General features: G+C 62.6%; 20 protein-coding genes. 15 read left to right on the forward strand and 5 right to left on the reverse strand.

Annotation, left to right across the window (positions count from 1 at the left end):
• Positions 1 to 136 precede the first annotated feature (136 nt).
• From LZK81_RS24090 to LZK81_RS24115, 6 genes are read left to right on the forward strand one after another with little or no spacing between them, the layout of a single operon-like run.
• Complete coding sequence (locus LZK81_RS24090; protein ID WP_046606607.1) at positions 137 to 1,123, forward strand: ABC transporter permease; 987 nt, start codon at positions 137 to 139, stop codon at positions 1,121 to 1,123.
• Positions 1,124 to 1,132: 9 nt separating this feature from the next.
• Complete coding sequence (locus tag LZK81_RS24095) at positions 1,133 to 2,254, forward strand: ABC transporter permease (RefSeq protein WP_233957573.1); 1,122 nt, start codon at positions 1,133 to 1,135, stop codon at positions 2,252 to 2,254.
• Positions 2,255 to 2,261: 7 nt separating this feature from the next.
• Complete coding sequence (locus tag LZK81_RS24100) at positions 2,262 to 4,022, forward strand: ABC transporter ATP-binding protein (protein ID WP_046626989.1); 1,761 nt, start codon at positions 2,262 to 2,264, stop codon at positions 4,020 to 4,022.
• Entirely contained in the window at positions 4,019 to 5,251 is a 1,233-nt protein-coding gene (locus LZK81_RS24105; protein WP_233957574.1) for a mandelate racemase/muconate lactonizing enzyme family protein, read from the forward strand. Before LZK81_RS24100 ends, LZK81_RS24105 begins: the two co-directional genes overlap by 4 nt.
• Before the next feature lie 11 nt (positions 5,252 to 5,262).
• The gene (locus LZK81_RS24110; RefSeq protein WP_037086004.1) at positions 5,263 to 6,450 is read left to right on the forward strand and encodes a galactarate dehydratase; all 1,188 of its coding nucleotides are present in this window, start codon (positions 5,263 to 5,265) and stop codon (positions 6,448 to 6,450) included.
• Positions 6,437 to 7,315, forward strand: a complete 879-nt coding sequence (locus LZK81_RS24115) for an aldose 1-epimerase (RefSeq protein ID WP_233957575.1) — start codon at positions 6,437 to 6,439, stop codon at positions 7,313 to 7,315. Before LZK81_RS24110 ends, LZK81_RS24115 begins: the two co-directional genes overlap by 14 nt.
• 58 nt (positions 7,316 to 7,373) lie before the next feature.
• Here the strand turns inward: LZK81_RS24115 and LZK81_RS24120 are convergent, their stop codons facing one another.
• Entirely contained in the window at positions 7,374 to 8,258 is an 885-nt protein-coding gene (locus LZK81_RS24120) for a GntR family transcriptional regulator (RefSeq protein WP_233957576.1), read from the reverse strand.
• 104 nt (positions 8,259 to 8,362) lie between these two features.
• Here LZK81_RS24120 and LZK81_RS24125 point away from each other — a divergent pair, with 104 nt between their 5' ends.
• The 9 genes from LZK81_RS24125 to acnA are packed head-to-tail and all read left to right on the forward strand — an operon-like array spanning position 8,363 to position 21,268.
• Complete coding sequence (locus LZK81_RS24125; RefSeq protein WP_233957577.1) at positions 8,363 to 9,523, forward strand: C45 family autoproteolytic acyltransferase/hydolase; 1,161 nt, start codon at positions 8,363 to 8,365, stop codon at positions 9,521 to 9,523.
• 35 nt (positions 9,524 to 9,558) lie between these two features.
• Positions 9,559 to 11,130 carry an ABC transporter substrate-binding protein gene (locus LZK81_RS24130; protein ID WP_233957578.1) on the forward strand — a complete coding sequence of 524 codons (1,572 nt, stop codon included), beginning with the start codon at positions 9,559 to 9,561 and terminating at the stop codon, positions 11,128 to 11,130.
• A 3-nt stretch (positions 11,131 to 11,133) separates the two neighbouring features.
• Positions 11,134 to 12,087, forward strand: a complete 954-nt coding sequence (locus LZK81_RS24135; RefSeq protein ID WP_233957579.1) for an ABC transporter permease — start codon at positions 11,134 to 11,136, stop codon at positions 12,085 to 12,087.
• Positions 12,084 to 12,899 carry an ABC transporter permease gene (locus tag LZK81_RS24140; RefSeq protein ID WP_046610514.1) on the forward strand — a complete coding sequence of 272 codons (816 nt, stop codon included), beginning with the start codon at positions 12,084 to 12,086 and terminating at the stop codon, positions 12,897 to 12,899. The genes LZK81_RS24135 and LZK81_RS24140 overlap by 4 nt, the downstream gene beginning before the upstream one ends.
• The gene (locus LZK81_RS24145) at positions 12,899 to 14,506 is read left to right on the forward strand and encodes an ABC transporter ATP-binding protein (protein WP_233957580.1); all 1,608 of its coding nucleotides are present in this window, start codon (positions 12,899 to 12,901) and stop codon (positions 14,504 to 14,506) included. Before LZK81_RS24140 ends, LZK81_RS24145 begins: the two co-directional genes overlap by 1 nt.
• A 51-nt stretch (positions 14,507 to 14,557) precedes the next feature.
• Positions 14,558 to 15,763, forward strand: a complete 1,206-nt coding sequence (gene rocD / locus LZK81_RS24150; protein ID WP_233957581.1) for an ornithine--oxo-acid transaminase — start codon at positions 14,558 to 14,560, stop codon at positions 15,761 to 15,763.
• Between the two features lie 18 nt (positions 15,764 to 15,781).
• The gene (locus LZK81_RS24155; RefSeq protein ID WP_233957582.1) at positions 15,782 to 17,221 is read left to right on the forward strand and encodes a M20 family metallopeptidase; all 1,440 of its coding nucleotides are present in this window, start codon (positions 15,782 to 15,784) and stop codon (positions 17,219 to 17,221) included.
• A 42-nt stretch (positions 17,222 to 17,263) separates the two neighbouring features.
• On the forward strand, positions 17,264 to 18,598 hold the full coding sequence (locus LZK81_RS24160; RefSeq protein WP_233957583.1) for an aminotransferase class III-fold pyridoxal phosphate-dependent enzyme: 1,335 nt from the start codon (positions 17,264 to 17,266) through the stop codon (positions 18,596 to 18,598).
• Positions 18,599 to 18,628: 30 nt separating this feature from the next.
• Positions 18,629 to 21,268: an aconitate hydratase AcnA gene (gene acnA, locus LZK81_RS24165; protein WP_233957865.1), complete on the forward strand. Its 2,640-nt coding sequence runs from the start codon at positions 18,629 to 18,631 to the stop codon at positions 21,266 to 21,268.
• Positions 21,269 to 21,396: 128 nt separating this feature from the next.
• Here acnA and LZK81_RS24170 read toward each other — a convergent pair whose 3' ends face one another.
• The 4 genes from LZK81_RS24170 to LZK81_RS24185 are packed head-to-tail and all read right to left on the reverse strand — an operon-like array spanning position 21,397 to position 25,076.
• Complete coding sequence (locus LZK81_RS24170) at positions 21,397 to 22,392, reverse strand: Gfo/Idh/MocA family protein (RefSeq protein WP_233957584.1); 996 nt, start codon at positions 22,390 to 22,392, stop codon at positions 21,397 to 21,399.
• Positions 22,389 to 23,270, reverse strand: coding sequence for a sugar phosphate isomerase/epimerase family protein (locus LZK81_RS24175; protein WP_233957585.1), 882 nt, complete (start codon positions 23,268 to 23,270; stop codon positions 22,389 to 22,391). The genes LZK81_RS24170 and LZK81_RS24175 overlap by 4 nt, the downstream gene beginning before the upstream one ends.
• A 55-nt stretch (positions 23,271 to 23,325) precedes the next feature.
• Positions 23,326 to 24,156, reverse strand: coding sequence for a carbohydrate ABC transporter permease (locus LZK81_RS24180; RefSeq protein WP_233957586.1), 831 nt, complete (start codon positions 24,154 to 24,156; stop codon positions 23,326 to 23,328).
• Positions 24,153 to 25,076, reverse strand: a complete 924-nt coding sequence (locus LZK81_RS24185; RefSeq protein ID WP_046627046.1) for a carbohydrate ABC transporter permease — start codon at positions 25,074 to 25,076, stop codon at positions 24,153 to 24,155. Before LZK81_RS24185 ends, LZK81_RS24180 begins: the two co-directional genes overlap by 4 nt.
• Positions 25,077 to 25,083: the final 7 nt, after the last annotated feature.

The raw sequence follows: 25,083 nt of genomic DNA on the forward strand, positions 1-25,083 counted from the left end.
ACGAGCTGATCTACTCCAACTGTGCCGCCGCCCGACCGGCGGCGGCACCCTTCCGGTCCCATTTGCATCAACTGCCCGAACGATGGTCGAAGGCTTTCGTATTGGCATGCCATGCAATCCGAATTGCGAGCTTTGCATGCTGAAATTTATCATCAAACGTCTGCTATGGATGATCCCGTCTCTGTTTGCGGTGAGCTTCCTCGCCTTCGTTCTGATCCAGCTTCCGCCAGGCGACTTCGTCACCACCTATATCGCGACGCTTGCCTCTTCCAACGAAGTGGTCGATCAGAACACCGCAGCCGCACTACGCGAGCGGTTCGGCCTCGACCAGTCCATGCTGGTGCAATATCTGAAATGGATCTGGGGCATTCTTTCCCGCGGTGATTTCGGCATCTCGTTCGAATGGCAGCAACCAGTCTCCGGCCTTATCTGGGAGCGCATGGCGCTGACCCTGGTACTCGCGCTCGCAAGCCTGCTTGCCACCTGGGCGATCGCGCTGCCGATCGGCGTCTATTCGGCGGTGAAGAAATATTCGATCGGCGACTATGCATTCACGGCCTTCACGTTCTTCGGCCTGTCGATCCCGTCTTTCCTGTTGGCGCTGGTGCTGATGTATGTCGCCGCCGTCGAGTTCGGCGCGGATGTGGGCGGCCTTTTCTCACCGGAATACGAGACGGCGCCTTGGAGCATTGCCAAGACGCTCGACCTTCTGTCGCGTCTGTGGCTGCCGGTGGCGATCCTCGCGGTGTCTTCGACTGCGAGCCTGATCCGCGTCATGCGCGCCAACATGCTGGACGAGCTGCCCAAACCCTATGTCACGACTGCCCGTGCCAAGGGGCTCTCGGAGTTCCGGCTGCTGATCAAATACCCGCTGCGCATCGCACTCAACCCGTTCATCTCGACGATCGCCTGGCTTCTGCCCAACCTGATCTCCGGCTCGGTCGTCGTGGCGATCGTGCTCAACCTGCCGACAGCGGCGCCCCTGCTTCTCCAGGCGCTGATGGCGCAGGACATGTATCTCGCCGGCGCCTTCGTGCTCCTGATCTGCGCTCTCACGCTGATCGGCTCGCTGATCAGCGACATCCTGCTTGCGCTGGTCGATCCGCGCATCCGGCTCGAATAGGAGACCCGAATGGTCGATGCAACCATCCTCAACGATCGCCCCGATCGCGTCGCCGTCGCGGCGCAATGGCAGCTGATCTGGTGGGCCTTCAAGCGGCACAAGCTCGCCATGGCCGCCCTTGTCGTCACCGTCGCGATGTACATTGTCGCGATCTTCCCGGGCTTCTTCGCGATCAACGACCCGATCCTGCAAAACGCCCGTTCGACCTTCCATCCGCCGCAGAGCATTCATTTCCTCGACACCGCCGACGGGTTCAGTTTTGGCCCGTATTATTACGGGATGAAGCTGACGCGGGACCCAAACACGCTCGCCGCCATCTTCGTCGAGGATACCAATACCAAGATCCCGATCCAGTTCTTCGGGCGTGGCTACACCTATTCGGTGCTTGGCCTGTTCGAGACCGACATCCACCTCGTCGCCACCACGGACAACACCAAGCCGCTCTATCTCTTCGGCGCCGACCGTCTCGGACGCGACGTCTACAGCCGTACGGTGCAGGGTGCCCAGATCTCGCTGTCGATCGGCCTGGTCGGCGTTTTCCTGTCGCTGCTGCTTGGCATCGTGCTTGGCGGCATTTCCGGATATTACGGCGGCCGGATCGACTTCGTCATGCAGCGCGTCATCGACTTCGTGCTGTCGCTGCCGACCATTCCGATCTGGCTGGCTCTCGCCGCGGCCCTGCCGCAAGGGTGGCCGGCAGCGCTGCAATACATGATGATCACCATCATCTTGTCGTTCACGGGCTGGGCACAGCTTGCCCGCGTCGTGCGCGGCCGCTTCCTGTCGCTGCGAACCGAGGAATTCGTCGCCGCTGCTCGTCTCGACGGCGTCTCGGAAGGCCGGATCATCTTCCGCCATATGTTGCCGAGTTTCTCGAGCCATATCATCGCCTCGATGACCTTGGCCGTGCCGGCGATGATCCTGGCGGAGACATCGCTCTCTTTCCTCGGCCTCGGCCTGCAGCCGCCGACAGTCTCCTGGGGCGTTCTTTTGCGCGAGGCGCAGAACATCCGCTCCATCGCCACCGCGCCATGGCTGTTTATGCCGGGGCTCGCGGTCGTCATCGCCGTCATGGCGCTCAACCTTTTCGGCGACGGTCTGCGTGATGCGGCCGACCCGTACAACAAGTGAGGCGCGGATGACCGATATCCTATCCATCACGCCCCGTCCTTCGATGGCAGCGGGCAAGACGCTGCTCGACGTGAAGAACCTGGTGACGGAGTTTCCGCTTCGCACCGGCATCTTCAAGGCGGTCAACGACATCTCCTTTTCGATCGAGCCCGGCAAGACCCTGTGCGTGGTCGGCGAAAGCGGCTCCGGCAAGTCCGTCACCGCCCGCTCGATCTTGCAGATCATCGACTCGCCCGGCCGCATCGCGTCCGGTTCGATCATCCTCAACCGCCAGGACGGCACTTCGGTCGACCTGGCGAGGCTTGATCCGCGCAGCAAGGCGATCCGCGCCGTCCGCGGCCGCGACATCGCGATGATCTTCCAGGAGCCGATGTCGTCGCTTTCGCCGGTGCATACCGTCGGAGACCAGATTACCGAAGTGCTGCGCCTGCATTTGAACATGAGCAAGGCGCAGGCCCGCAAGGAAGCCGCCGAACTGCTCCGGCAGGTGGAAATCCCCAATCCGGAACAGGCGCTCGACCGCTACGCCTTCCAGTATTCCGGCGGCATGCGCCAGCGCGCCATGATCGCCATGGCGCTTGCGTGCAAGCCGCAGCTGCTGATCGCCGACGAGCCGACCACCGCGCTCGACGTGACGACCCAGGCGGAAATCCTCGACTTGATCAAGCGCCTGCAGCAGACGACCGGAATGGCGGTGCTGTTCATCACCCACGACATGGGCGTGGTGGCACAGATTGCCGATGACGTGCTGGTCATGCATCACGGCGTCATCAAGGAATACGGGCCGGTCGACCAGATCTTCCATACGCCGAAGGATCCGTATACGAAGATGCTTATCGGCTCCGTGCTGAAGCTGGAGCAGAAGGCGGAAATCCGCCTCGCCCGGCCGCCGCTCGACACGACCGCCGAACCGATCCTCGACATCCGCAACCTCTCCATGCATTTCGGGGAGATGAAGGCGCTGAACGACGTCTCGATCGCTCTCCTGCCCGGTGAGACGCTCGGCATCGTGGGCGAAAGCGGTTCCGGCAAAACGACCCTGGGCCGCTCGATCATGCGGCTCTACGATCCGGCATCCGGCGAGATGCACTATCGCCGCGCCGATGGCAGGGTGGTCGATCTCGCCAGGCTTGAGGGGCGCGAACTGAAAGCAGCCCGTCGCGAGCTGCGCATGGTCTTCCAGGACCCGTTCGGCTCGCTCAACCCGCGCATGACGGTCGCGCAGGTGATCGGTGAGCCGCTGCTGGTCAACGGCCTGTCGAGGGGTAAGGAACTCGACGAGCGGGTCTGCCACCTGATGGATCAGGTCGGCCTCGATCCCGCAGGGCGGGAACGCTACCCCCACGCCTTTTCCGGCGGCCAGCGCCAGCGCATCGGCATCGCGCGAGCGATCACGCTCAATCCGCGCATCATCGTGGCGGACGAGGCGACCTCGGCGCTCGACGTCTCGGTGCGCTTCCAGGTGCTGGATCTCCTGATGCGGCTGCAGGACGAGCTCAAGCTCGCCTACATCTTCATCAGTCACGATATCGGCGTCATTCGCTACATGTGCGACCGGGTCGGCGTCATGTATCGCGGCCGGCTCGTCGAAGTCGGCGAAGCGGACAAGGTCTGCAACAACCCTGATCACCCCTACACGCAGGCATTGATTTCGGCCATTCCCCGGCCGGATCCCCGCGATCGTGATCGCTCCAAGCGGTTCCGGTACATCGAACCCAGCCCCCACATCGATCCCAGCAACGTCAAGAATAGAAGTTCTGCGCGATGAAAATCACGGGAATCCGCACCTTTCTCATGCATGTGGGTCAGCCGCACCGTTCGAAATGGGCGTCCGACGACGCATCTGCTTCTTCCGGTCCGGGATCGTCCGAACGAGGTTATTTCGGCGGCACCCGCAACTGGCTGTTCCTGAAGATCGATACCGACGAGGGGATTACCGGCATCGGCGAATGCTCCGGCTGGCCTCGCGTCATCGAGACCGCGATCAAGGATCTCGCGCCGCTCCTGATCGGCGAAGACCCGACGCATATCGAAAAGCTGTGGCAGAAGATGATGATCGCCATGATGGGCCACGGCATGCTCGGCACGGTCGGCGGCGGTGCCATGACCGGCATCGACATGGCGCTGTGGGACATCAAGGGCAAGGCGCTCGGCGTGCCAGTCTGGAACCTGCTCGGCGGCAAGGTTCGCGACCATATTCCGATCTATTCGCATGCCAATACCGTGGAACAGGCGCTTGCCGTGAAGAGCCGCGGCATCAAGGCGATCAAATGCGGCGGCGTTTCCGATCCAGTCCGAAAGGTCGCCGCGTTGCGCGAAGCGGTCGGCGACGAGGTGGATATCGCCATCGACCTTCACGGTGCACCATGGATGACGCCCGCCGATGCCTGCCGGCTGGTGCGCAAGCTCGAGCCTTATGAGCTGATGTGGGTGGAAGACCCGATCGCGCCGGAGAACGTAGATGGCTACCGCCGCATCCGCGACGCAGCGCATGTGCCGCTTGCCGCCGGCGAACGGAGCGCCACGATTTTCGGTGAGCGCGAGCTGATCGAGAAGGAACTGGTCGACATCATCCAGCCGGATACCGGACGTGCCGGCGGCATTACCCAGATGAAGAAGATTGCCGCCATGGCGGAGGCGCACCACATCCAGTTCGCGCCGCATTCCGGCTCGCTCGGGCCGGTCGCCGAATATGCCGCTCTGCATTTGATGGCCGCGATCCCGAATGCGTTGATCCTGGAACGCCTCGACGACGACTGGGAGGGACGCAAGAGCGTGATCGTGCCGCATCCGGTCCAGGAAAACGGCTTGATCGTAGTGCCGGACGCGCCGGGACTGGGCTGCGATATCGACGAGGAATTCGTTGCCCGCTACCCGAGCCAGGGCAATCTTTCCGTACAGGTTCAGCCGGATAGCGGCGCCTATGCGCCGGGCACCTGGGGCGAACATCTCTATGTGCAGACGCGTGTGTCGCGTCGGCAGTATTTCGGCAAGTAAGGACACAGAAGATGAAGATCGACCGGATGCGGGTTTTCATGACCCGTGACAAGGACCGCCCGCGTGTCATCGTCGCGCTCGACACCGACGACGGCCTGACCGGCTGGGGCGAATGCTACAACCACGGGCCGGACAAGGCGCTGCCGCCGCTTCTGGACTATCTTTACGGCTTTGTTGCCGGGCAGGACCCGACGCGGGTGGACTACCTCGTCAATCTGATGATCCAGCAGAGCCGGTTTCCTCCCGGCGCCATGGGACTTGCGGCGATCGCCGGCCTCGACCATTGCCTCTGGGACCTGGCCGCGAAAGCTGCGGGCCTGCCCGTCTACAAGCTGCTCGGTGGCGAGGTGCGCGACAAGATCAAGGTGTATGCCGGCGTCTACACCGCGCCGGACGCACCGGCGGCGCGCGACGAATTCGACCGGCTGAACGAAGGCTGGGGGTTCACTGCGTTCAAGCTCAGCCCCTGGCGGATCGATATGCATACCAATCGCTGGGGTAACGTGGTGAAGGCGTCGGCCGACTATTTTCGCCAACTCCGCGAGACGGTTCGCGACGATTACGAGATCGCCTTCGACGCGCATGCCAAGATCTACGAGCCCGCCGCCGCCCGGCAGCTCGGCAACGCACTCGCACCTTACGACCCGCTGTTCTACGAAGAACCGCTGCGGCCGGAAAACATCGAGGCATGGGGCGAACTCAAGCAGGGACTCGAATGCACGCTGGCGACGGGCGAAAGCCTCTACAGCCGCTACGAATTCCTGCGGCTGCTGCAGGTGAAGGGTGCGGATCTGATCCAGCCGGACATCTGCGTCGTCGGCGGGCTTTCGGAAATGCGCCGCATCGCGACGCTTGCCGAGGCCTTTTATGTCGGCGTGGCCCCGCACAACCCGATGGGGCCTCTGGCAACCGCAGTCAACGTGCATTTCTCGGCCGCCCAGCAGAATTTCAAGATCCTCGAATACCGCCTGCCGACGGGCCAGGCCTACGTCTATGGCGGGACCGAAGTCGAGACACGGGAAGCGTCGGCGCGTTACGTCGCCGATCCGTACCTGCCAAAGGACGGTTATCTCGAGCTTCGCCCGGACCGTCCCGGCTGGGGTGTCGAGATGGACGAAAAGGCGATGCAGGAGGACGGCTACGTCCATTGGCAACGTCGCGTGCCGAAGCGACCGGACGGGTCCTATGCCTTCGCCTGAAATGACAGGAAAGCATTGGCCAAGCATTCGAAGCGGGCCGCTTGAGGCCCGTTTCCTGCCCGAAAACGGCGGCCGCATCACCCATCTCGTCCATGACCGGCTGGGCGATATCCTCGTGCCGACCGCCGGTCCGGAGTTCGAGCCGCTGAACTGGCCGAAGGCCGGCGCCTATCCGCTGTTTCCCTATCACAACAAGCTCGTCGGTGCGGCTTTCATGCATGACGGCAAGCGTCATGAAGTTCTGCCGCACCCGGCACTTCGGACCGATGCCCAGCATGGCCCGGCCCATCGCCGCGCCTGGCAGGTGGCATCGCTCGGCACCGATCGGATCGAATTGGTGCTGGACTACCGCGCCGATCCGGACTGGCCTTTCGACTTCCGGGCTGTACAGCGCTTGGTGCTCAGCGACGACCGGCTCGATATCGAGCTTTCAATGACCAATACAGGACGGGCCTCCATGCCCGGCGGATTTGGCTGGCATCCGTATTTTGCGGCAAATCTCGGCAGGCCGGCATCCTGCGATGCCGGCAAGATTTGGCTGCCAGGTGACGCGGGCGTTCCGGACGGAACCCGATCTGAAGCCCGGAGTGCGGAAACACTGCCGAACGAGACCCACACCCTTTTTCTTTCGGACTGGCAGCAGGCCACGGTCGTCACCAACGGAGGCATCGAGGCCACCTTGACCGCCGGGCCGGAACTGAAACACCTCGTGGCTCATCGCACCGCGGACTATGTCTGCCTCGAACCCGTGTCGCACGTTGCCGGCGCCTTCGGTTTTCCTCTTGGCAGTGATTCAGGACTTTTCGTGCTGCGAGCGGGGGAACAGCGCTCGGCAGGTTTTACCTTTTCTTTCAGGGGCTTTTGAGAACGGAGCGCGAGATTGGGCCACCGTAGCGGGCGATAGCCTCACTATGGTTTTTATGTTACAAAATTCCATTTCTCGCTTTCGAGGTCCCGCGGGCGCCGGTCAAATGCTTGCGCATGAGAGCCGCTGCGACTTCGTTGTCGCCCGCCTCGAGTCGCTCGAGTATTTCCAGATGTTCCCGACAGGTAACGGCTACGCGATCCGCGCCATGCTGCCAGTTGTAGTTGGATAGACGGCGAAGCTGGTTCTGGCGGTTCATCGCCTCCTCTATATAGCGGTTTCCAGACGCCGCGCTGATGCCGAGATGGAATTCCGCGTTCATTTCGAACAGGGTGACGCTGGATGCGTCCGTCCAGGCCGCACTCAGCATTGCCTCGTGCCGTGATCGCATCGACTTGATCCAATCAGCGGAAAGCGAAAAATCCGGCGACAGGATGGCTGCGCATTCGATAAGCAGCCGAAAATCATAGCTTTCTTCTCGAGCACGCACATCGCGGACCGGGTCGAAAAACTGCCATCCATAACCTTTTCGGCGCTGAATTACGCCGAGACCTTCCAGCTTGATCAGCGCCTGACGGACAGGCGTCCGCTCCTGCCCCGTCAGCCGCATCAGTTCCAGTTCCGCGAACTGCTCCGACAGTTCGCCGTCGCGCCGCAGCTTGGCGATCGCGACGAGAAGTTCTTCATCGGCGGGCGGCGCCTCTAGTGTCTCCACCCTGGGAGGAATTGCCGAAAGCGTCATCCCCCTGTTTTGCTCATGCTGCACGAAGCCCTGCGATTCCAGCAATTCGAGCGCCATTCGAACCGGCGTGCGGGACACGCGCAGCCGGTCCGCCAACTGGTTCTGGCGCAGCCTGGCCCCTGGCTGAAGATTGTCCTCATGGATGACGTCGATGATGCGACGCATCAGGTCCTGCTGAAGAGGCGTGGACGCGTCTGACATTTCCGCTTGCCTTTCCCATTATTTTGGTTTTTGTTATATGAAATACTTTCTAGGCGAAGGCAACCGTTCGGCCTGCCGCCATACAGCATCTGGATCACGCCATCATGACCTTGCCTCTTCCCTGCCCGCTCATCGAGATTTCTGGTACGCCATTCGAGCGCGGCCAACAATATGGGGAACAGGCCGCGGAGCGTATCCTCAAGGGCATCGGGCACTACAAGGACCAGCTGCATTCCTCCGGCCTGAAAGACAGCGACCTTGCGGCGATGATCGACCGTTTCGCCAGCGCGATCGAAGATTACGGCCCCCAGTATATCGAGGAGATGCGCGGCATCGCCAGGGCCGTGAACACCGATCTGGCTGCAATCCTGCTGCTCAACGCACGCACCGAAATCCTCAAGCTTGCGCGCCGCCGGGAAAAGGGCCACGCGGACTTCATCCAGTCGGATGGCTGCACCGGCGTTTTCGTCATGCCCTCCGCCACGCGTGACAATGTCTTCATCCACGCCCAGAATTGGGACTGGAAGGCTGAATGCGCCGAAACGGCGATCGTGCTCAAGATCAAGCGCAGCGATGGGCCGGACATCATCACCTTCACCGAAGCCGGCGGCCTTGCGCGCACGGGCTTCAACTCCGCCGGCATCTCGATCAGCGGCAACTACCTCGAAACCGACCGGGACTACCGGGAGCTCGGCGTGCCGCTCGCCATCATCCGCCGCAAGGTTCTGGAACAGGACCATCTGGCGATGTCGATGCAGGCGGTTTACGGAACCCGCAAGTCAGCATCGAACAACATGATGATCGGCCACGCCCATGGCATCGCAATCGATTTCGAATGTGCGCCCGACGAAACTTTTCTGGTTCACCCGGAAAACGGCGTGCTGGTGCATGCCAACCATTTCCAGAGCCAGGTTGCGCTGTCAAAGCTGCTCGACAAGGGCGTCGTCAACATGCCGGACTCGCTCTACCGAGACCTGCGCGTCCGCCAGCTGATCGAACCGCATGTCGGCAAGGTCACGGTGGACACCGTCAAGAGCGCGCTTTCCGATACGTTCGAAAGTCCCTGGTCGGTCTGCCGCCCACCGCGCAAATCGCTGTCCAACAATCAGTCCGCAACGGTCGCCATGATCGTCATGGTGCCAGGCGAAGGCCGCATGGAGGTCGCATTGCTGCCGGCGCTCGGGGCGCATTTCTGGAACTACAGCCTTGATATGAGCATCAGGCCCGTCGAAGCGCCCCGCAAGGCTCAAACGAACGCGGCCTAACCAAAATCAATAAGGGAACAATACGGGAGCCTCCAATGAACATTCAAAGTCTGTTGAAGACGACGGCAGCGATCACACTGCTGGCCACGACCGCCGCGGGCACGGCCATGGCGCAGGACAAGACGATGCGGGTGCGCATCAATGCGGACATCCGCTCGACCGATCCCGGCGTCAACCGCGATGCCAATAGTGACGCCATCGTCCTGCACATGGTCGAAGGCCTCGTCGGGTATAAGGACGACGCCTCGATCGCGCCGCTGCTGGCAAAGTCTGTCGATGTTTCCCCCGACGGCAAGACCTACACGTTCAAGCTGCGTGACGGGCTGAAGTTCAGCAATGGCGAACCGCTGACCTCCGCCGATGTCCTGTCCTCCTGGCAGCGCTACGTCGATCCCAAGACCGCCTGGCGGTGCCTGAAGGACGTGACGGGATCCGGCGTCGCCAATGTCACCAACGTGGCTGTGCCGGATGCCGCAACCGTCGTCTTCACGCTGGAAAAGCCGACCGCCCTCTTCCTCGCCACCATTGCCCGCACCGATTGCGGCGGCACCGGCATCTACCACAGGAGCTCGCTCGATGCACAGGGCAAGTGGGTGAAGCCTGTCGGCACCGGTCCCTTCATGCTGCAGGAATGGCGCAGCGGCCAGTATGTGCAGCTCGCCGCCAATCCCAACTACGTCTCGCCCGGCGGCGAGCGAACCGGCTATGTCGGCGACAAGCAGCCGAAGATCGCGGCCACGCGCTTCATGGTCATTCCGGACGATGCTGCGGCCAAGGCCGCGCTCTATTCCGGAGACATCGACGTGCTGAGCGACGTCAACAACGCCGATGTCGAGGAACTCTCCGGCAGCGACAAGCTGAAGGTGGACAAGGTCGCCAGCATGGGCCTGACCAGTCTTCTTTTTCAGACCCGCGATCCGCTGCTGAAGGACATCCGTATCCGCAAGGCGCTACTGCTTTCCCTCGATATCGCGCAGATCTCGGAAGCCTTGACGAACGGCCAGTCGCCGGCGAACCTCTCGGTCATTCCGGTCCCGAGCCCCTATTCCGGCAAGCTGCAGAAGGAAATCCCCGGCCGCAATCTCGACGAGGCGAAGAAGCTGTTGGCGGACGCGGGTTACAAGGGCCAGCCGATCAAGTGGCTGGCGACGAAGTTTTATCCGTCGCTCTTCGATGCCGCGGTTCTCGTCCAGGCGATGGCGCAGGAAGCCGGCATCAATATCGAGATCGAGACACTCGACTGGGCGACGCTGCTCGACCGTTACACGGCCGGCAACTACTCCGCCATGTCGTTCACCTATTCCGCACGCCTCGATCCCTCGCTCTCCTACGACATGGTCAGCGGCAGCAAGGACAAGAGCCCGAACAAGGTGTGGGACAATCCGGAAGGCCTGAAGCTGATCGCCGCGAGCACAACGATCGGCGATGCCAAGGAGCGGCAGGCGCTGTTCGACAAGCTGGAAGGCATGATCCGCGCCGACGTCCCGTTGATCCCGCTCTATTCCGGCACCCGTATCGGCGCCGTGCGCGCCAATGTGGAAGGATACAAGACATGGCCGGTCGGTTATCCGCGCATGTGGGGCGTTTCCTTCGCACAAGGGAAATAGCTCATGCACGCCCTTTCGAAATATGTCGCGAAGCGTCTGTTGTGGACGCTTCCGACGCTACTGATCGTAGCCGTGATGGTGTTCTTCCTGGTGCGGATGATCCCCGGCGACCCGGCCCAGTTGATCCTCGGCGATAGCGCCAGCCCGGACGAGCTTGCCAGCCTGCGCGCCAATCTCGGCCTCGATCGGCCGGTGGCGGTGCAGTTCCTTTACTGGCTCGGCAATGTCCTGCGGGGCGATCTCGGCCATTCCATCTCCAACGGCGCGCCGGTCCTGCCCCTGATGCTCGACCGCTTCCAGGTCAGCGCCACAATCGTACTGGTCGCCGTAGCGCTCGCGACGCTGATCGCGGTTCCGGCCGGCCTTGTGGCGGCATGGCGGCAGAACGAGCATGTGGATGTCGCCATCGTCACCGCCTCGACGCTGCTGATGTCGGTTCCCAGCTTCTGGCTCGGCCTCGTCCTTCTGCTGGTCTTTGGATTGAAGCTTGGATGGCTGCCGGTCGTCGGTTATGTGCCGTTCACCGAAAAGCCTTGGACCGCCATCACCTACGTCATCCTGCCGGTCGTGACGTTGATGCTGATCGAGGTCGGCGTGCTCACCCGCATGATGCGCGCCAGCGCCATCGAGATCCTGCGGCTGGAATATGTCATGCATGCCCGCGCCAAGGGTCTTTCGGAACGAAAGGTCCTGCTTCGCCACGTCCTGCCCAACGCCTTCGCCCCGACCTGGACGATGATCGGGCTGGTGCTCGGCGGGCTCCTCGGCGGCATCGCGGTCCTGGAAACCGTCTTCACCTTGCCCGGCCTCGGGCGCCTTCTCGTCGATTCGATCTTCGCTCGCGACTATCCGGTGGTACAGGGATGTCTGTTGTTCACGGCCTTGATCTACGTGATCGTCAATCTGATCGTCGATCTGTGTTATCCGCTGTTCGATCCGCGGGTCACCGCCTCATGATCAGGCAGCCCGCAAACCTGATCATCGGCTCGGCCCTTTTGATTTTCATCGGCGGCATGGCCCTCCTGGCTCTGTTCTGGACGCCCTACGAGCCGGCGGCGATCAAGCTCGTTGCCAAGCTGAAACCGCCATCAGCGCAATTCTGGCTCGGCACCGACGAATTCGGCCGCGATGTCGTCTCCCGCCTGATGACCGGGGCGGTGCAGAGCATGACGGTCGCCATCCTGACGGTCGCTTTTGCGATCACGGTCGGCACGATCACCGGCCTGATCGCGGGCTACACGCGAGGGCTGGCCGATCGGATCCTGATGGTCTTCAGCGACGCGCTCCTCGCCTTTCCCGGCACACTGCTGGCGCTCGGCCTGATGGTGATTTCCGGCCCCAACAAATACGGCATCATCCTGGCGCTCGGGATCGCCTATTCCCCCTCCGTGCTGCGTGTTGTGCGGGCAAGCGTACTGTCGGCCAGAGAGCGGGAATATGTCGAGGCGTCGCGCGTCATCGGCAATTCCGAATTCGCCACCATGTTTCGCCATGTCCTGCCCAATTGCACCGCGCCGATCGTGGTGCTCGCTACCTCGATGTTCGGCTGGGTGGTGCTGGCGGAAAGCGGCCTGAGCTTCCTCGGCCTCGGCGTGCCTCCGCCGGCGCCGACCTGGGGCAACATGCTGTCTGCGGCGCGTACCTATATCGAAAAGGCCCCCTGGCTCGGGCTCGCCCCCGGCATCTGCATCTCGATGACGCTGCTCGGCATCAATTTGCTCGGAGATGCGCTGCGGGATCGCTTCGACCCAAGAATGGAGCAACGGTGATGAACGCAGAGACTTCCCGGCCACTGCTCGACGTTCGCGCTCTGCGCGTCACGACATCGAACGGGCACCCTATCCTCCATGACGTGTCGTTCGATGTCGAGGCGGGCAGCATCGTTGCGCTGGTCGGCGAAAGTGGCAGCGGCAAGACGGTCGCCGCACGCGCAGCCATGCGGCTGCTCCCCAAGGCAATCACGCCGGTCTCCGGAAAGATCCTGTTCGAAGGCAACGACGTCCTGAAGATGACAGGTGGCGAGATCCGCAAAGTTCGCGGCGCCGAGATCGGCATGGTCTTCCAGGAGCCGATGGTATCGCTCAATCCGGCGATGACGATCGGCGCACAGCTGGTCGAGGGGCTGCGGCTGCATGAGAAGCTGAGCGTCGAGGCGGCTCGCGCGCGCGCGTCCGAGATGCTGGAACGGGTGAAAATCCCGAACCCGGAAGCCTGCCTTGCCGCATTTCCGCATCAGTTCTCGGGCGGCATGCGCCAGCGCATCATGCTCGCCTCGGTCATGCTGCTTCGGCCGAAGCTGCTGATCGCCGATGAACCGACGACGGCGCTCGATACGCTCACCCAGCGCGAGGTCATGGAGGTCATGGTCGATCTGACGCGCACCTTCGGCACCTCGGTTCTGTTGATCACCCACAATCTCGGTCTCGTCGCCCAATACGCGAAGAAGGTCTTCGTTCTGGAGCGGGGCAGGCTGATAGAATCGGGTCCGGTCGAGGAGGTTCTGCATCGGCCGAAGGAGCAATATACGCGCACGCTGATCGACGCCCTGCCGAAACGTGACTACGGCCGCGCGCCACCCGCCGAAGCGGAGCCGCTCATCGAGGCCCGCGGTGTCGAGGTGACCTTCTCGGGCGCCGGCAACATGTTCAGCACGGCGGAAAAGAAGCTTGCGGTGAGGGGTGTTTCGCTTGGCGTGCGCCCCGGTGAAGTGGTCGCAGTTGTGGGCGGCTCCGGTTCCGGCAAGACCACGCTCGGACGGGCAATGCTGGGCCTGCTGCCGTTGTCCGGCGGAGACATCCTGTTTCGCGGGCGCCCGATGGCATCCGCCGACCGGGCCGCTGCCCGGGATTATCGCCTGCAGTGCCAACTCGTCTTCCAGGATCCCTATTCGTCCCTCGACCCGCGGCAGAAGATAGCGGAAATCGTCGGTGAGCCGCTGGTACATGGCCCGAAACTCAGCGGCATCGAAAAGGCCGAGCGGGTGAGTGACATTCTCAACGAGGTCGGCCTTGCCGGACTTGGCGATCGTTATCCGCATGCCTTGTCCGGCGGGCAGAGGCAGCGCGTCGCGATCGCGCGTGCGGTCATCCGCAATCCCGCTTTCGTCGTCGCCGACGAGCCGGTCTCGGCGCTCGACATGACGATCCAGAAGCAGGTTCTCGATCTCTTCCGCAAACTGCAGGAAAACCACGGCTTCGCCTGCCTTTTCATTTCGCACGATCTCGGCGCCGTCTCCCGCGTCGCCGACCGGATCGTCGTCATGCAGCAGGGCCTGATCGTCGAGGAGGGCAGTGTCGGCCAGATCCTGGATCACCCGCAACACCCCTATACGCAGGCCCTGCTCAAGGCGACGCCGACCCTCGGCGTCGCGGCGTAACAAGGCCAACATTCGATGAGTATCGCCTCTCTGGGGCAGGAGAAATCCACTATGTTGACGGAAGAGTTCATCGCGATCGAAGGCCGGCTCGGCGCAAACAACTACAAGCCGCTCGACGTGGTTCTGGAGCGCGGCGCGGGCGTCTATGTCTGGGATACGGACGGAAACCGCTATCTCGACTGCCTGTCCGCCTATTCCGCCGTCAACCAGGGACATTGCCACCCCAAGATCCTGGCCGCGATGGTAGAGCAGGCGGGCAAGCTGACGCTGACCTCCCGGGCATTCCGCAACGACCAGCTCGCGCTGTTTTATGAGGAGCTCGCGGCACTGACGAAATCGCACAGGGTGCTTCCGATGAACAGTGGCGCGGAAGCCGTCGAAACCGCCGTCAAATCCGTGCGCAAGTGGGGTTACGAGGTCAAGAACATCCCCGAGGAACAGGCGGAAATCATCGTCTGCTCCAACAATTTCCACGGCCGGACGCTCGGCATCATCAGCTTCAGCACCGACGAGACGGCACGCAAGAATTTCGGTCCCTTCCTGCCCGGTTTCCGGGTTGTGCCGTTCGGCGATGTCGAGGCATTCGAGGGGGCGATCAACCAAAACACCGTTGCCTTCCTGGTTGAGCCGATCCAGGGCGAGGCGGGCGTGCTGATCCCACCGGCGGGCTATTTTGCAAAGGTCCGCGAACTCTGCACGGCAAACAATGTCATGCTGATCCTGGACGAAATCCAGACCGGTCTCGGACGCACCGGCAAGCTGCTTGCGGAAGAACATGAGGCGATCGAGGCGGACGTGACGCTGGTTGGCAAGGCATTGTCGGGCGGCTTCTATCCCGTCTCCGCCGTGCTTTCCAACAACGAGGTGCTAGGCACGCTGAAACCCGGGCAGCACGGCTCGACCTTCGGCGGCAACCCGCTCGCCTGTGCCGTCGCACGGGCGGCGCTGAAGGCGCTTACCGAAGAAGGCATGATCGAGAATGCCGCCGAGCAGGGCGATTATTTCCTTCGGGGGCTGAAGGACATTCGCAGCGACTTCATTCGAGACGTGCGCGGGCGCGGGCTGATGCTCGCCGTGGAACTGCATCCGCAGGCCGGCGGTGCACGCCGTTACTGCGAGCTACTCCGCCAGTCGGGCATCCTCGCCAAGGAGACGCATGATCACACCATTCGTCTCGCGCCTCCGCTGGTGATCGAGCGCGAGCAGATAGACTGGGCGCTGGAACGGCTGACGCCGATTCTAAGCGGCCTGCACTGATCAGGAAACGAGGACGCGATGCAGAATTCCCAATCCATCTGGACAATCGTCGACGAAAAAAGCGCCGCCTTTTTTGATCTCAGCGACCGCGTCTGGGGGACGCCGGAGATCAATTACGAGGAGTTCCGTTCCTCAGCCGAACATTTGCGGCTTCTCGAGGCCGAGGGCTTCAGGATCGAGCGCAACATTGCCGGCATTCCGACCGCCGTCATGGGAGAGGCCGGCGAGGCTGGTCCTGTCATCGCCATTCTCGGGGAGTATGACGCGCTCCCGGGCCTCAGCCAGGAAGCGGGCGTCGCCGAACAGCGGCCGGTCGTTGCCGGCGGCCACGGCCATGGCTGCGGTCACAACCTTCTCGGCGCCGGCTCGATGCTGGCCGCCACCGCGGTGAAGGACTATCTCGCTGCCCACGGATTGAAGGGGCGCGTCCGCTATTACGGCTGCCCGGCGGAGGAAGGCGGGTCTTCCAAAGGCTTCATGGTGCGTGCCGGCGTCTTCGACGATGTCGACATCGCCATTTCGTGGCACCCCGCTGCCTTCAGCGGCGTCAACAACCCGATCTCGCTTGCCTGCAGCGAGATGAACTTTCATTTCTCCGGCCGCGCCTCGCATGCCGCGGCGACGCCCCATCTCGGGCGCAGCGCACTCGATGCGGTGGAGTTGATGAATGTCGGCGTGAACTTCCTGCGCGAACACATGCCGACGACCGCCCGTATTCATTACGCGATTACCGATGCGGGCGGTTCGGCCCCGAACGTCGTCCAGGCCAATGCCACCGTTCGTTATCTCGTGCGGGCGAGAACGCTTCCCGAGCTTCTTTCGCTCGTCGCCCGGGTAAAGCGCGTAGCCGAAGGCGCCGCCTGGATGACCGAAACGACCATGAAGCAGGAAATCATATCCGGCGATGCCAACCTGATGGGCAACGAGCCGCTGGAGGAATGCATGCATGCGCAGCTCGAGCGCCTGGGTCCTGCCCTATTCGACGAAGCCGACAAGGCGACCGCCCGGAAGTTCCAGGCGACCTTCACGCCGGAGGAGATCGCCTCGTCATACGCCCGCTTCCATCTCAGACCGAAGAAGGACGAACCGCTCTGCGATCTCATCGTCCCGCTCCATGCGGGCGATGGATCGATGGTCGGATCGACCGATGTCGGCAGCGTGAGCTGGGTGGTTCCGACCGTCCAGATGCGCGGGGCGACATATGCGATCGGCACGCCCGGCCATTCCTGGCAGCTCGTTGCCCAGGGCAAATTGGCCGCCGCCCACAAGGGCATGGCGCATGCCGCAAAGGTCATGGCGGGCACCGCCATCGAACTCATCCGCAATCCGGCGCTGATCGAGGCGGCCAAGGCGGATCTTCGGGACCGGCTGGATGGCAATCCCTTCGTCAATCCCATCCCGGACGACGTCATGCCGCCGATACCACCCTCCGCCGACCGGCTGGATGCGGCGAAGTGACGGCGCAGATCCTCAAGAAGACCGACTTCATCTGATCGAAGAATGAAAGCAATGCACATGCAGCAGCTCAACGCCAATTCGCTCGAATCCTACTGGATGCCCTTCACGGTCAACCGGGACTTCAAGAGGAAGCCGCAGATCATCACCGGCGCGTCGGGCATGTATTACCACATGAGCGACGGCCACCGGCTTCTGGACGGGATCGCCGGTCTCTGGTGCGTGAACGCGGGGCATGGGCATCCGAAGATCGTCGAGGCGATCCAGAAACAGGCCGCACAGCTTGATTTCGCCTCCTCGTTCGGACTCGGCCATCCCCTCGCCTTCGAATATGCCAGCCGGCTGACAGCCGTCGCGCCTGAAGGACTGGATCACGTCTTCTTCACCAATTCCGGGTCGGAGGCCACCGATACGGCGCTCAAGCTTGCCCTCGCCTATCACCATGCGCGCGGTGAAGGACAGCGGCAGCGCATCATCGGTCGCCAGCGCGGTTATCACGGCGTCGGTTTCGGAGGGCTTTCGGCGGCAGGCATGGGGCCGCACAAGAAGCAGTTCGGCATGCTTTTGCCGGGTGCGGCCCACATGCCCCATACGCATGATCCCGCCCGCAATGCCTTCAGCCGCGGCCAGCCGGGCCACGGCGCGGAGATCGCCGACGCGCTCGAACAGATGCTGCAGACCTTCGATCCATCGACGGTCGCAGCGGTGATCGTCGAGCCTATCGCCGCCTCGACGGGGGTTCTGATCCCGCCGGTTGGCTACCTGGAACGGCTGAGGGAAATCTGCACGCGCCACGGCATTCTGCTGATCTTCGATGAAGTGGTCACCGGCTTCGGCCGCCTCGGCCGTCCGTTCGCCGCCGACCGTTTCGGCGTCACTCCCGACCTCATCGCCATCGCCAAGGGCATGACGAACGGTGCGGTCCCGATGGGCGGCGTCATCAGTTCCAGCAATATCCACGAGACGCTGATGGAAATCGCCCCGCAAGGTGCCGTGGAGTTCTCGCATGGATATACCTATTCAGGTCATCCGCTGGCTTGCGCGGCGGCCCTGGCGACGCTGAACGTCTATCTCAACGAAGGCGTGTTCGAGCAGGCAGCAGCGATCGAGCCGGTCTGGCAGGAGCAGGCCCATTCGCTCAAGGGCCTGCCTGGCGTGGTGGATATCCGCAATCTCGGTCTGCTTGCCGGCATCGAACTCGGCGAAGATGTCGCCAGCGGCAAGGTCATGGCGAAAAAGGTCTACGAATTCTGCTTCGAGCGCGGCGTGATGATACGGCCGGTGGCGAACACCATCGTTCTTTCTCCTCCCCTTGTCATTTCGGAGATGGAAATCGATATGCTGTTTTCAGCCATCGTGGCCGGTTTGAAGACGTTGTAGCGGTGACGACGGGTGGCATTGCTGACCGGTATGCGAGCGAAATTCGAGATCGACGGCCTGAGCTATGATCTGATCGACCTGCCGGCCGAGGCAGGCGGCGATCTGGCACGCATGCCGTATATCCATAGGATATTGCTGGAGAACGTTCTAAGGACGGCCGGCGACGATGCATCACGGGCCAAGGCCGCCATCACCGCATGGCTGAAGACGGGCCAGAGCGACGTCGAAATCCCGTTCCTGCCGAACCGCGTCCTGATGCATGACACCACTTGCGGCCCGGCGCTGGTCGATATCGCCGGCATGCGTTCCGCACTGGCGGAAGCCGGAGGCAATCCGGCGCTGCTCAATCCCGTCGTCCCGGTCGACGTTTCCACCGATCACTCGCTCGCGGTCGATGCTTTTGGGACGGCCGGCGCCACAGAACACAATATGAAGCGGGAATATGAGCGCAATGCCGAGCGCTACAGCTTCATGAAATGGGCGACGAATACGCTCGCCGGTTTCCGCGTTCACCCGCCGGGCACCGGTATCATGCACACGCTCAATCTCGAACGTCTGGCGACCGTCGTGTCGGCGCATCAACGGGACGGCCGGCTTTGGGCCATCCCGGATACCTTGATCGGAACCGACAGCCACACGCCGATGATCAACGGGATCGGCGTTCTGGCATGGGGTGTGGGTGGTCTTGAAGCGGAGAGCGTCCTGTTCGGCATGCCGGTCACGCTGCGTGTGCCCGACGTCGTCGGCGTTCGCCTGACAGGAAAGCTAAAGGAAGGGGTCCTCGCCACCGACCTCGCGCTCGTGGTGACGCATCTGCTGCGTCAGATCGACCTCCAGGACAAGTTCGTCGAATTCTACGGGCCTGGCGTCACCAATCTGGCCGCCGGCGACCGCGCGGTCGTTGCCAATATGGCGCCTGAGTTCGGTGCCAATAGCGGCTATTTCCCGGTCGATCGCCGGTCGATCGACTATCTGTTGCAAACCGGCCGCAGCAACGAGCATGCGCGGCTTGTCGAATGTTATGCGAAACGTGCCGGCATCTGGTTCGATCCCGAGGCCAATCCCCGCTACAGTTCGACGCTCAAGCTGGATCTCGGCAGCGTTGAAGCCAGCCTCGCAGGCCCGCGCCGCCCGCAGGACAGGATCGCCGTCGGCGAAACGCGCGCAGCCATCCGTAAAATAAAGGGGACCGGGGAAAATCCTGCCCTTGAAGGCAAGCCAAACGACGGAGCAGTGGCGATCGCTTCGATCACCAGCTGTACGAACACCTCCGATCCGCGGCTTCTCGTGGCCGCCGGTCTTCTCGCGCGCAAGGCTCGCGCCTACGGCCTGCGGCCGCCGTCTTGGGTGAAGACTTCGCTTGCTCCGGGATCGCCAACCGCCGAGCGCTACCTCGTGCGCGCCGGCCTGCTGGATGACCTGGAAGCGGTCGGCTTCGGCATCGTCGGTTACGGCTGCACGACCTGTATCGGCAATTCCGGTCCTCTGACCCGGCCCGTCGCAGACGCGATGGCTGAACGCAAGATACTGGCCGTCGCTGTCCTGTCCGGTAACCGGAACTTCCCCGGCCGGGTTCATGCGCAGCTGGAAGCCGGGTTCCTCGCCTCGCCGCCGATGGTCGTTGCTTTCGCGCTCGCCGGTACTGTCGAGATCGACATCCTCCACGACCCGATCGGCGTTTCCGCCGACGGCACGCCCGTGACGCTCGCGATGCTCTGGCCCAGCGCCGCGGAAATCGACCGGCTTTTCGCAAAGGCTTCGAGTGTCGGCGACTTCGCGCCGGCCTACGAGGCGGCGGAGGCGAGCCCGGCCTGGAAAGACCTTGCCGCCCCGTCGAGCATCCTGTTCCCGTGGGATGAAAACTCCACCTATATAAGGCGCCCGCCCTTCGCGAGCTTCGGCGAAGGAACCCAGCTCGGCACCTACGAGGCCAATCCGATCCTTGTTCTCGGCGACGACATGACGACCGACCATATTTCGCCGGCCGGTGCGATCCCGGCACAAGGAGAGGCCGGGCGACATCTCACTAAGCGCGGCGAAAACCCCGGCGATCTCAACGTCTTTTCCTCGCGGCGCGGAAACTGGGAGGTCATGATCCGCGGCCTGTTCACCAACAAGGCGGTGCGCAACCTCCTGGCGCCGCATATCGCGCCGGGTTTCACGGTCCATGCCGGGTCGGAGGAACCCCTGCCGTTGTGGGATGCGGCGCAGCGCTACAAGGCCGAAGGCAGGTCCGTCGTCATTGTCGCCGGCGCGCGATACGGAATGGGCTCGTCCCGCGATTGGGCGGCCAAAGGTGCGGCGCTCCTCGGCGTGCGGGCGGTTCTGGCCTCCAGCTTCGAGCGCATTCACCGCTGGAACCTGATCGGCATGGGCATCCTTCCTCTGCGCCTTCCGCATGATCAGGCGCCGGAGACGCTCGAACTCCGCCCCGGCGATGTCCTGACCGTCCAGGCTGAACCGGACATGATTTCTCCGCGCTGCGATGTGTCGGTATCCGTCAGGCGAACCGACGGCTCTTCCAAGACATTCAATGCGTCGGCAGCAATCGAAACAAATGCCGAGGTCGAACTGCTGCGCGCCGGTGGCATCCTTCCGCTCATCCTCAGGCGCTACCTTGCCAAGTCGGTTCCCGGTGCTGGAGGATCTCCGGATATTCTACGGGCCTGAACGCCCTGGACCTATCGCCCCTTCTCTCAGTTAGTGGGTCCCACACAACCAAAGAGGAAATGCGATGGCATATACATCCGAAACCCGATCCAGCTTCCCTTATAGGCGTTGGCCGGGGCCGGATTTTCTCATAGGGCGAGTTCGCGCCGGAGCGTTTCCAGACGCTCCATGGCAACAACGCCATCGGCAATCGTCGGCGCGGGTGTCGTCGCGCCCCCGAGCGCGGGAACCACATCGGCCAGCAACGAATGGTAACCCTTCGGATCCTCGTTGGCTGCGGCGGTGAAGTTCGGCTTCCACGTCAGCGTGTCGCAGTCCTCCTTCAGCGTTGCGCCCAGGTCGTCGATCTTGAAGGGCGGATTGCGATGCCAGCGGATTTCGATCACGTCCTCCACCTCGATACGCTGGTGGTCGCCCATCAGTTCGATCCGCTCGACCGGCGTGCCGCGCGACTGGATCGTACCCATGGCGATGTTGCCGATCGCTCCGCATTCGAACTCAAAAGCGACATGGAAGAGCAGCCGGCCCGGAGTTTTTTCCACCTTGCGGGTCGAGATCGAACGAATCGGCGACACGAGAAAGGACGCCAGATCCATGTAGTGAACACAGTGATGCAGGAAAAAGCCGGTGTAATCGACATTGCCGGCGAAATAGCCCGGTGCCGTCATGTAATAACCGGTCAGACCGAGCACATCCCCGAAGCGGCCGGACTTGACGATGTTAGCCGCCATGCGGTTGCCGATCGAATACCGCTTCATGAAGCCGAGCAGCAGCGGCTTCTTCGCCTTTTCCGAAGCGGCCAGAAGCTCCCGCGCCCCGGCGGCGGAGCCCGATGGCGGCTTTTCCATGAAGACAGACAAGCCCCTTTCGAGCGCCGCCTTGCCGAAGGCGAGATGCTGATCCGGGCCGACGGCCATCCCGACCGCATCGATGCCGCGGGTCGAAAGCAGGGTCTGCGCGTCCGTCGTCAGGTTGGCAACGCCGAATTGCCGGCCGGCGTCCTTCAGGCGTTTGACGTCGATATCGCACAGCGCGACGATCTCGACGTCATGGCGCACGAGTTGGGGAAGCAGCATCTGGGTTGCGTGAACGCCGCAACCGATCCAACCGATTTTCAAAGTCATCGACGATATTCCGTAAGCAGGAGATGGGATTTCATGAATGCGCTCGAGGCCGCGAGGCGATCGCTCTCGTCCTCGTGCGGCGGGCGCCATTGGGCGAACGGCACGCCGAAGCGGTCGTCATTGCGCCGGAACGGTTCCAGCGAAACCGGCCCATCGTAGCCGATCTCGTGGAGCGCCCGGCAGACATCGACCCAATCGGTAGAACCGGTGCCTGGGAAGCCGCGGTGGTTTTCATTGGCCTGGAAATGCACCAGCCGGTCACCGGCAAGCCGGATGGCCTCGGCGATCGAGCTTTCCTCCATGTGCATGTGGAAGGTGTCGAGCATCAGCTTGACGGCTGGGTGATCGACGGCATCCAGCAGTTCCATCGCCTGCTGCGTGGTGCAAAGAACGTCGCTTTCGAAGCGGTTGAGCGGCTCGACGGCCAGCAAAACACCCGTTTTGGCAGCGTGGTCTCCGGCTTCCTTCAGGCCTTTGACGCAGCGCTCCTTGCGGGCCAGCCGTTCGGCCTCGTCGACCGGCTGCGGGGCACGACCGGCGAACACAAGAGGATTGCCCGTCAGCGGCCCGCCGACGATCTTCGAACCGAGGCCTGCCGCGCAATCGGCCGTATATTTCAGGTATTCGACACCGGCGCGATGGGCTTCGGCATCGGCCGACGCAAGGTTGCGCTGCAGGTTGACGCGGGCGGCGAGCACGACGTCGAGACCGGCATCGTCGAGCGCTTTCTTCGTTTCCCTGATGTCGAGTTCGCCGGCTTCCGGGACCAGAAGCTCCACGAAGTCAAAACCGTGCTGACGCATCTTTGCAAACAGCGGAAAATGCTCGGCCGTGAAGGGCCTGGCATACTGCATGGAAATCAACCCGATGGGGTTCATTGTTACGTCCTCTTTTACATTCCGTTTCGTCGGCTGCGCCGACCATTCCCTGCCCTCATCCCTTGACCGCGCCCTGGGTCAGTCCGCCGATCAAGCGCCGCTGCACGAGAAGGAAAAGGATGGTCGCAGGCATTGCGCCGACAACTGCGCCGGCCGCCAGCAGTCCCCATTCGATCTGGTATTCGCCGATCAGCGTCTGGATCGCGACCGTGACCGGGCGCACGTTCCGCCCGCCGAGCGTCAGCGCATAGAGATATTCGTTCCAGGCGGTGATGAAGATGTAGATGCCGGTCGAGATGATGCCCGGCATGGTCAGCGGCAGGACTATCTTGCGCAGCGCCGTCAGGCGCGAGCATCCCTCGGTCATGGCCGCTTCGTCGAGGCTTTTCGGGATGGCGCCGATATAGCTTGTCAGCATCCACACCGCGAACGGGATCGCCACCGTCGCATTGGCGAGGATCAGGCCGAAATGGGTATCGAGGATGTTGAAGCGGCGCATCAAAACGAAGAGGGGCAGGATGAGCAGCACGATCGGGAACATGTTGATCAGGAGGAACTGCAGCATCAACAGCTTGCGGCCCGGAAACCGGAAGCGCGAGAAGGCATAGGCCGCCGTGACGGAGACGATCAGCCCGACGACAACCGTGCCGGCGGCGATGATCAGGCTGTCCAGCATGTTCTTGAGGAAGGATGTCTGCTCGATGAGCCGCACGTAGTTGTCGAGGCTCCAGCCAAGCGGCGAAAGCGACACGCCCGTCGCGCTCAACACCGCGGTCGGCGTCAGCGATGTCAGGATCATCCAGGCGAAGGGCGCCATGGCGAAGAGGACGATCAGCAGGACCGGAAGGTCGGTGGTGATGATCCGGCGAAGTGCATTTTGTTTCATCGTTCCACCTCGCGCATCGTGCGGGAGAGATAGAGAACCACGAAGGCGCCGAGCAGGATCGTGAAGGTGACGGCGATCGCGGTGCCGTATCCGAAATCGAGGTTCTGGCGCGCCTTGATGAAGGCATAAAGCGGCAGGGTGTGCGTGGCATAACCAGGGCCGCCGCCGGTCATGACGAAGATGACGTCCATGGAATTCGCGACCCAGATTACCCGCAGCAAACCGGCGGTGGCGAGCACCGGCGCGATGCCCGGCAGCGTGATATGGACGAACTGCCGCCAGGTGGAAGCACCGTCGATCGACGCCGCTTCATATTGGCTGCGCGGAATACCCTGAAGACCGGCAAGAATCATCACCGCGAAGAAGGGAAAACCCTGCCACGTCAGGGTGGCGATGATCGCATAGATCGCCACTTTGGGATCGGCGAGCCACGGAACTGCGGACTGGACGATCGACAGGTAGATGAGGATGTCGTTGAGCACGCCTGTATTCGGATCATAGATCCAGCGCCACATCAGCGCGATCACAACGCTCGGTAGCGCCCAGGGAATGATGATGAGCGCCCGTGCCAGTCCACGCCAGGGAAACTCGCGATTGAGAAGCAGGGCCGCGACAAGCCCGAGCCCCATCTGCAATGGCACGGTCAATCCGATCCAGATGATGGTGTTCCATAACGCCGTCCAGAAGACCGGATCGTTGAACAGCTTGATGTAGTTGCCGAAGCCCACGAACTTGCTGGCATTGGGGCGAAACAGGATCAGGTCATAGAAGCTCGTGAAGACGGCCTGCACCATCGGCATGAAGACGATGACGACGGTCACCACGACAGCCGGTGCAAGCAGCCAGTACGGCAGAAGCCGCTCGGAATGCCAGCGGAACAGCGTGCGGCGCTCCACGGGAGAATGGTTCGATCGGGACATGCGCATC

The sequence above is a fragment of the Neorhizobium galegae genome (assembly GCF_021391675.1).
Classification (GTDB): domain Bacteria; phylum Pseudomonadota; class Alphaproteobacteria; order Rhizobiales; family Rhizobiaceae; genus Neorhizobium; species Neorhizobium galegae_B.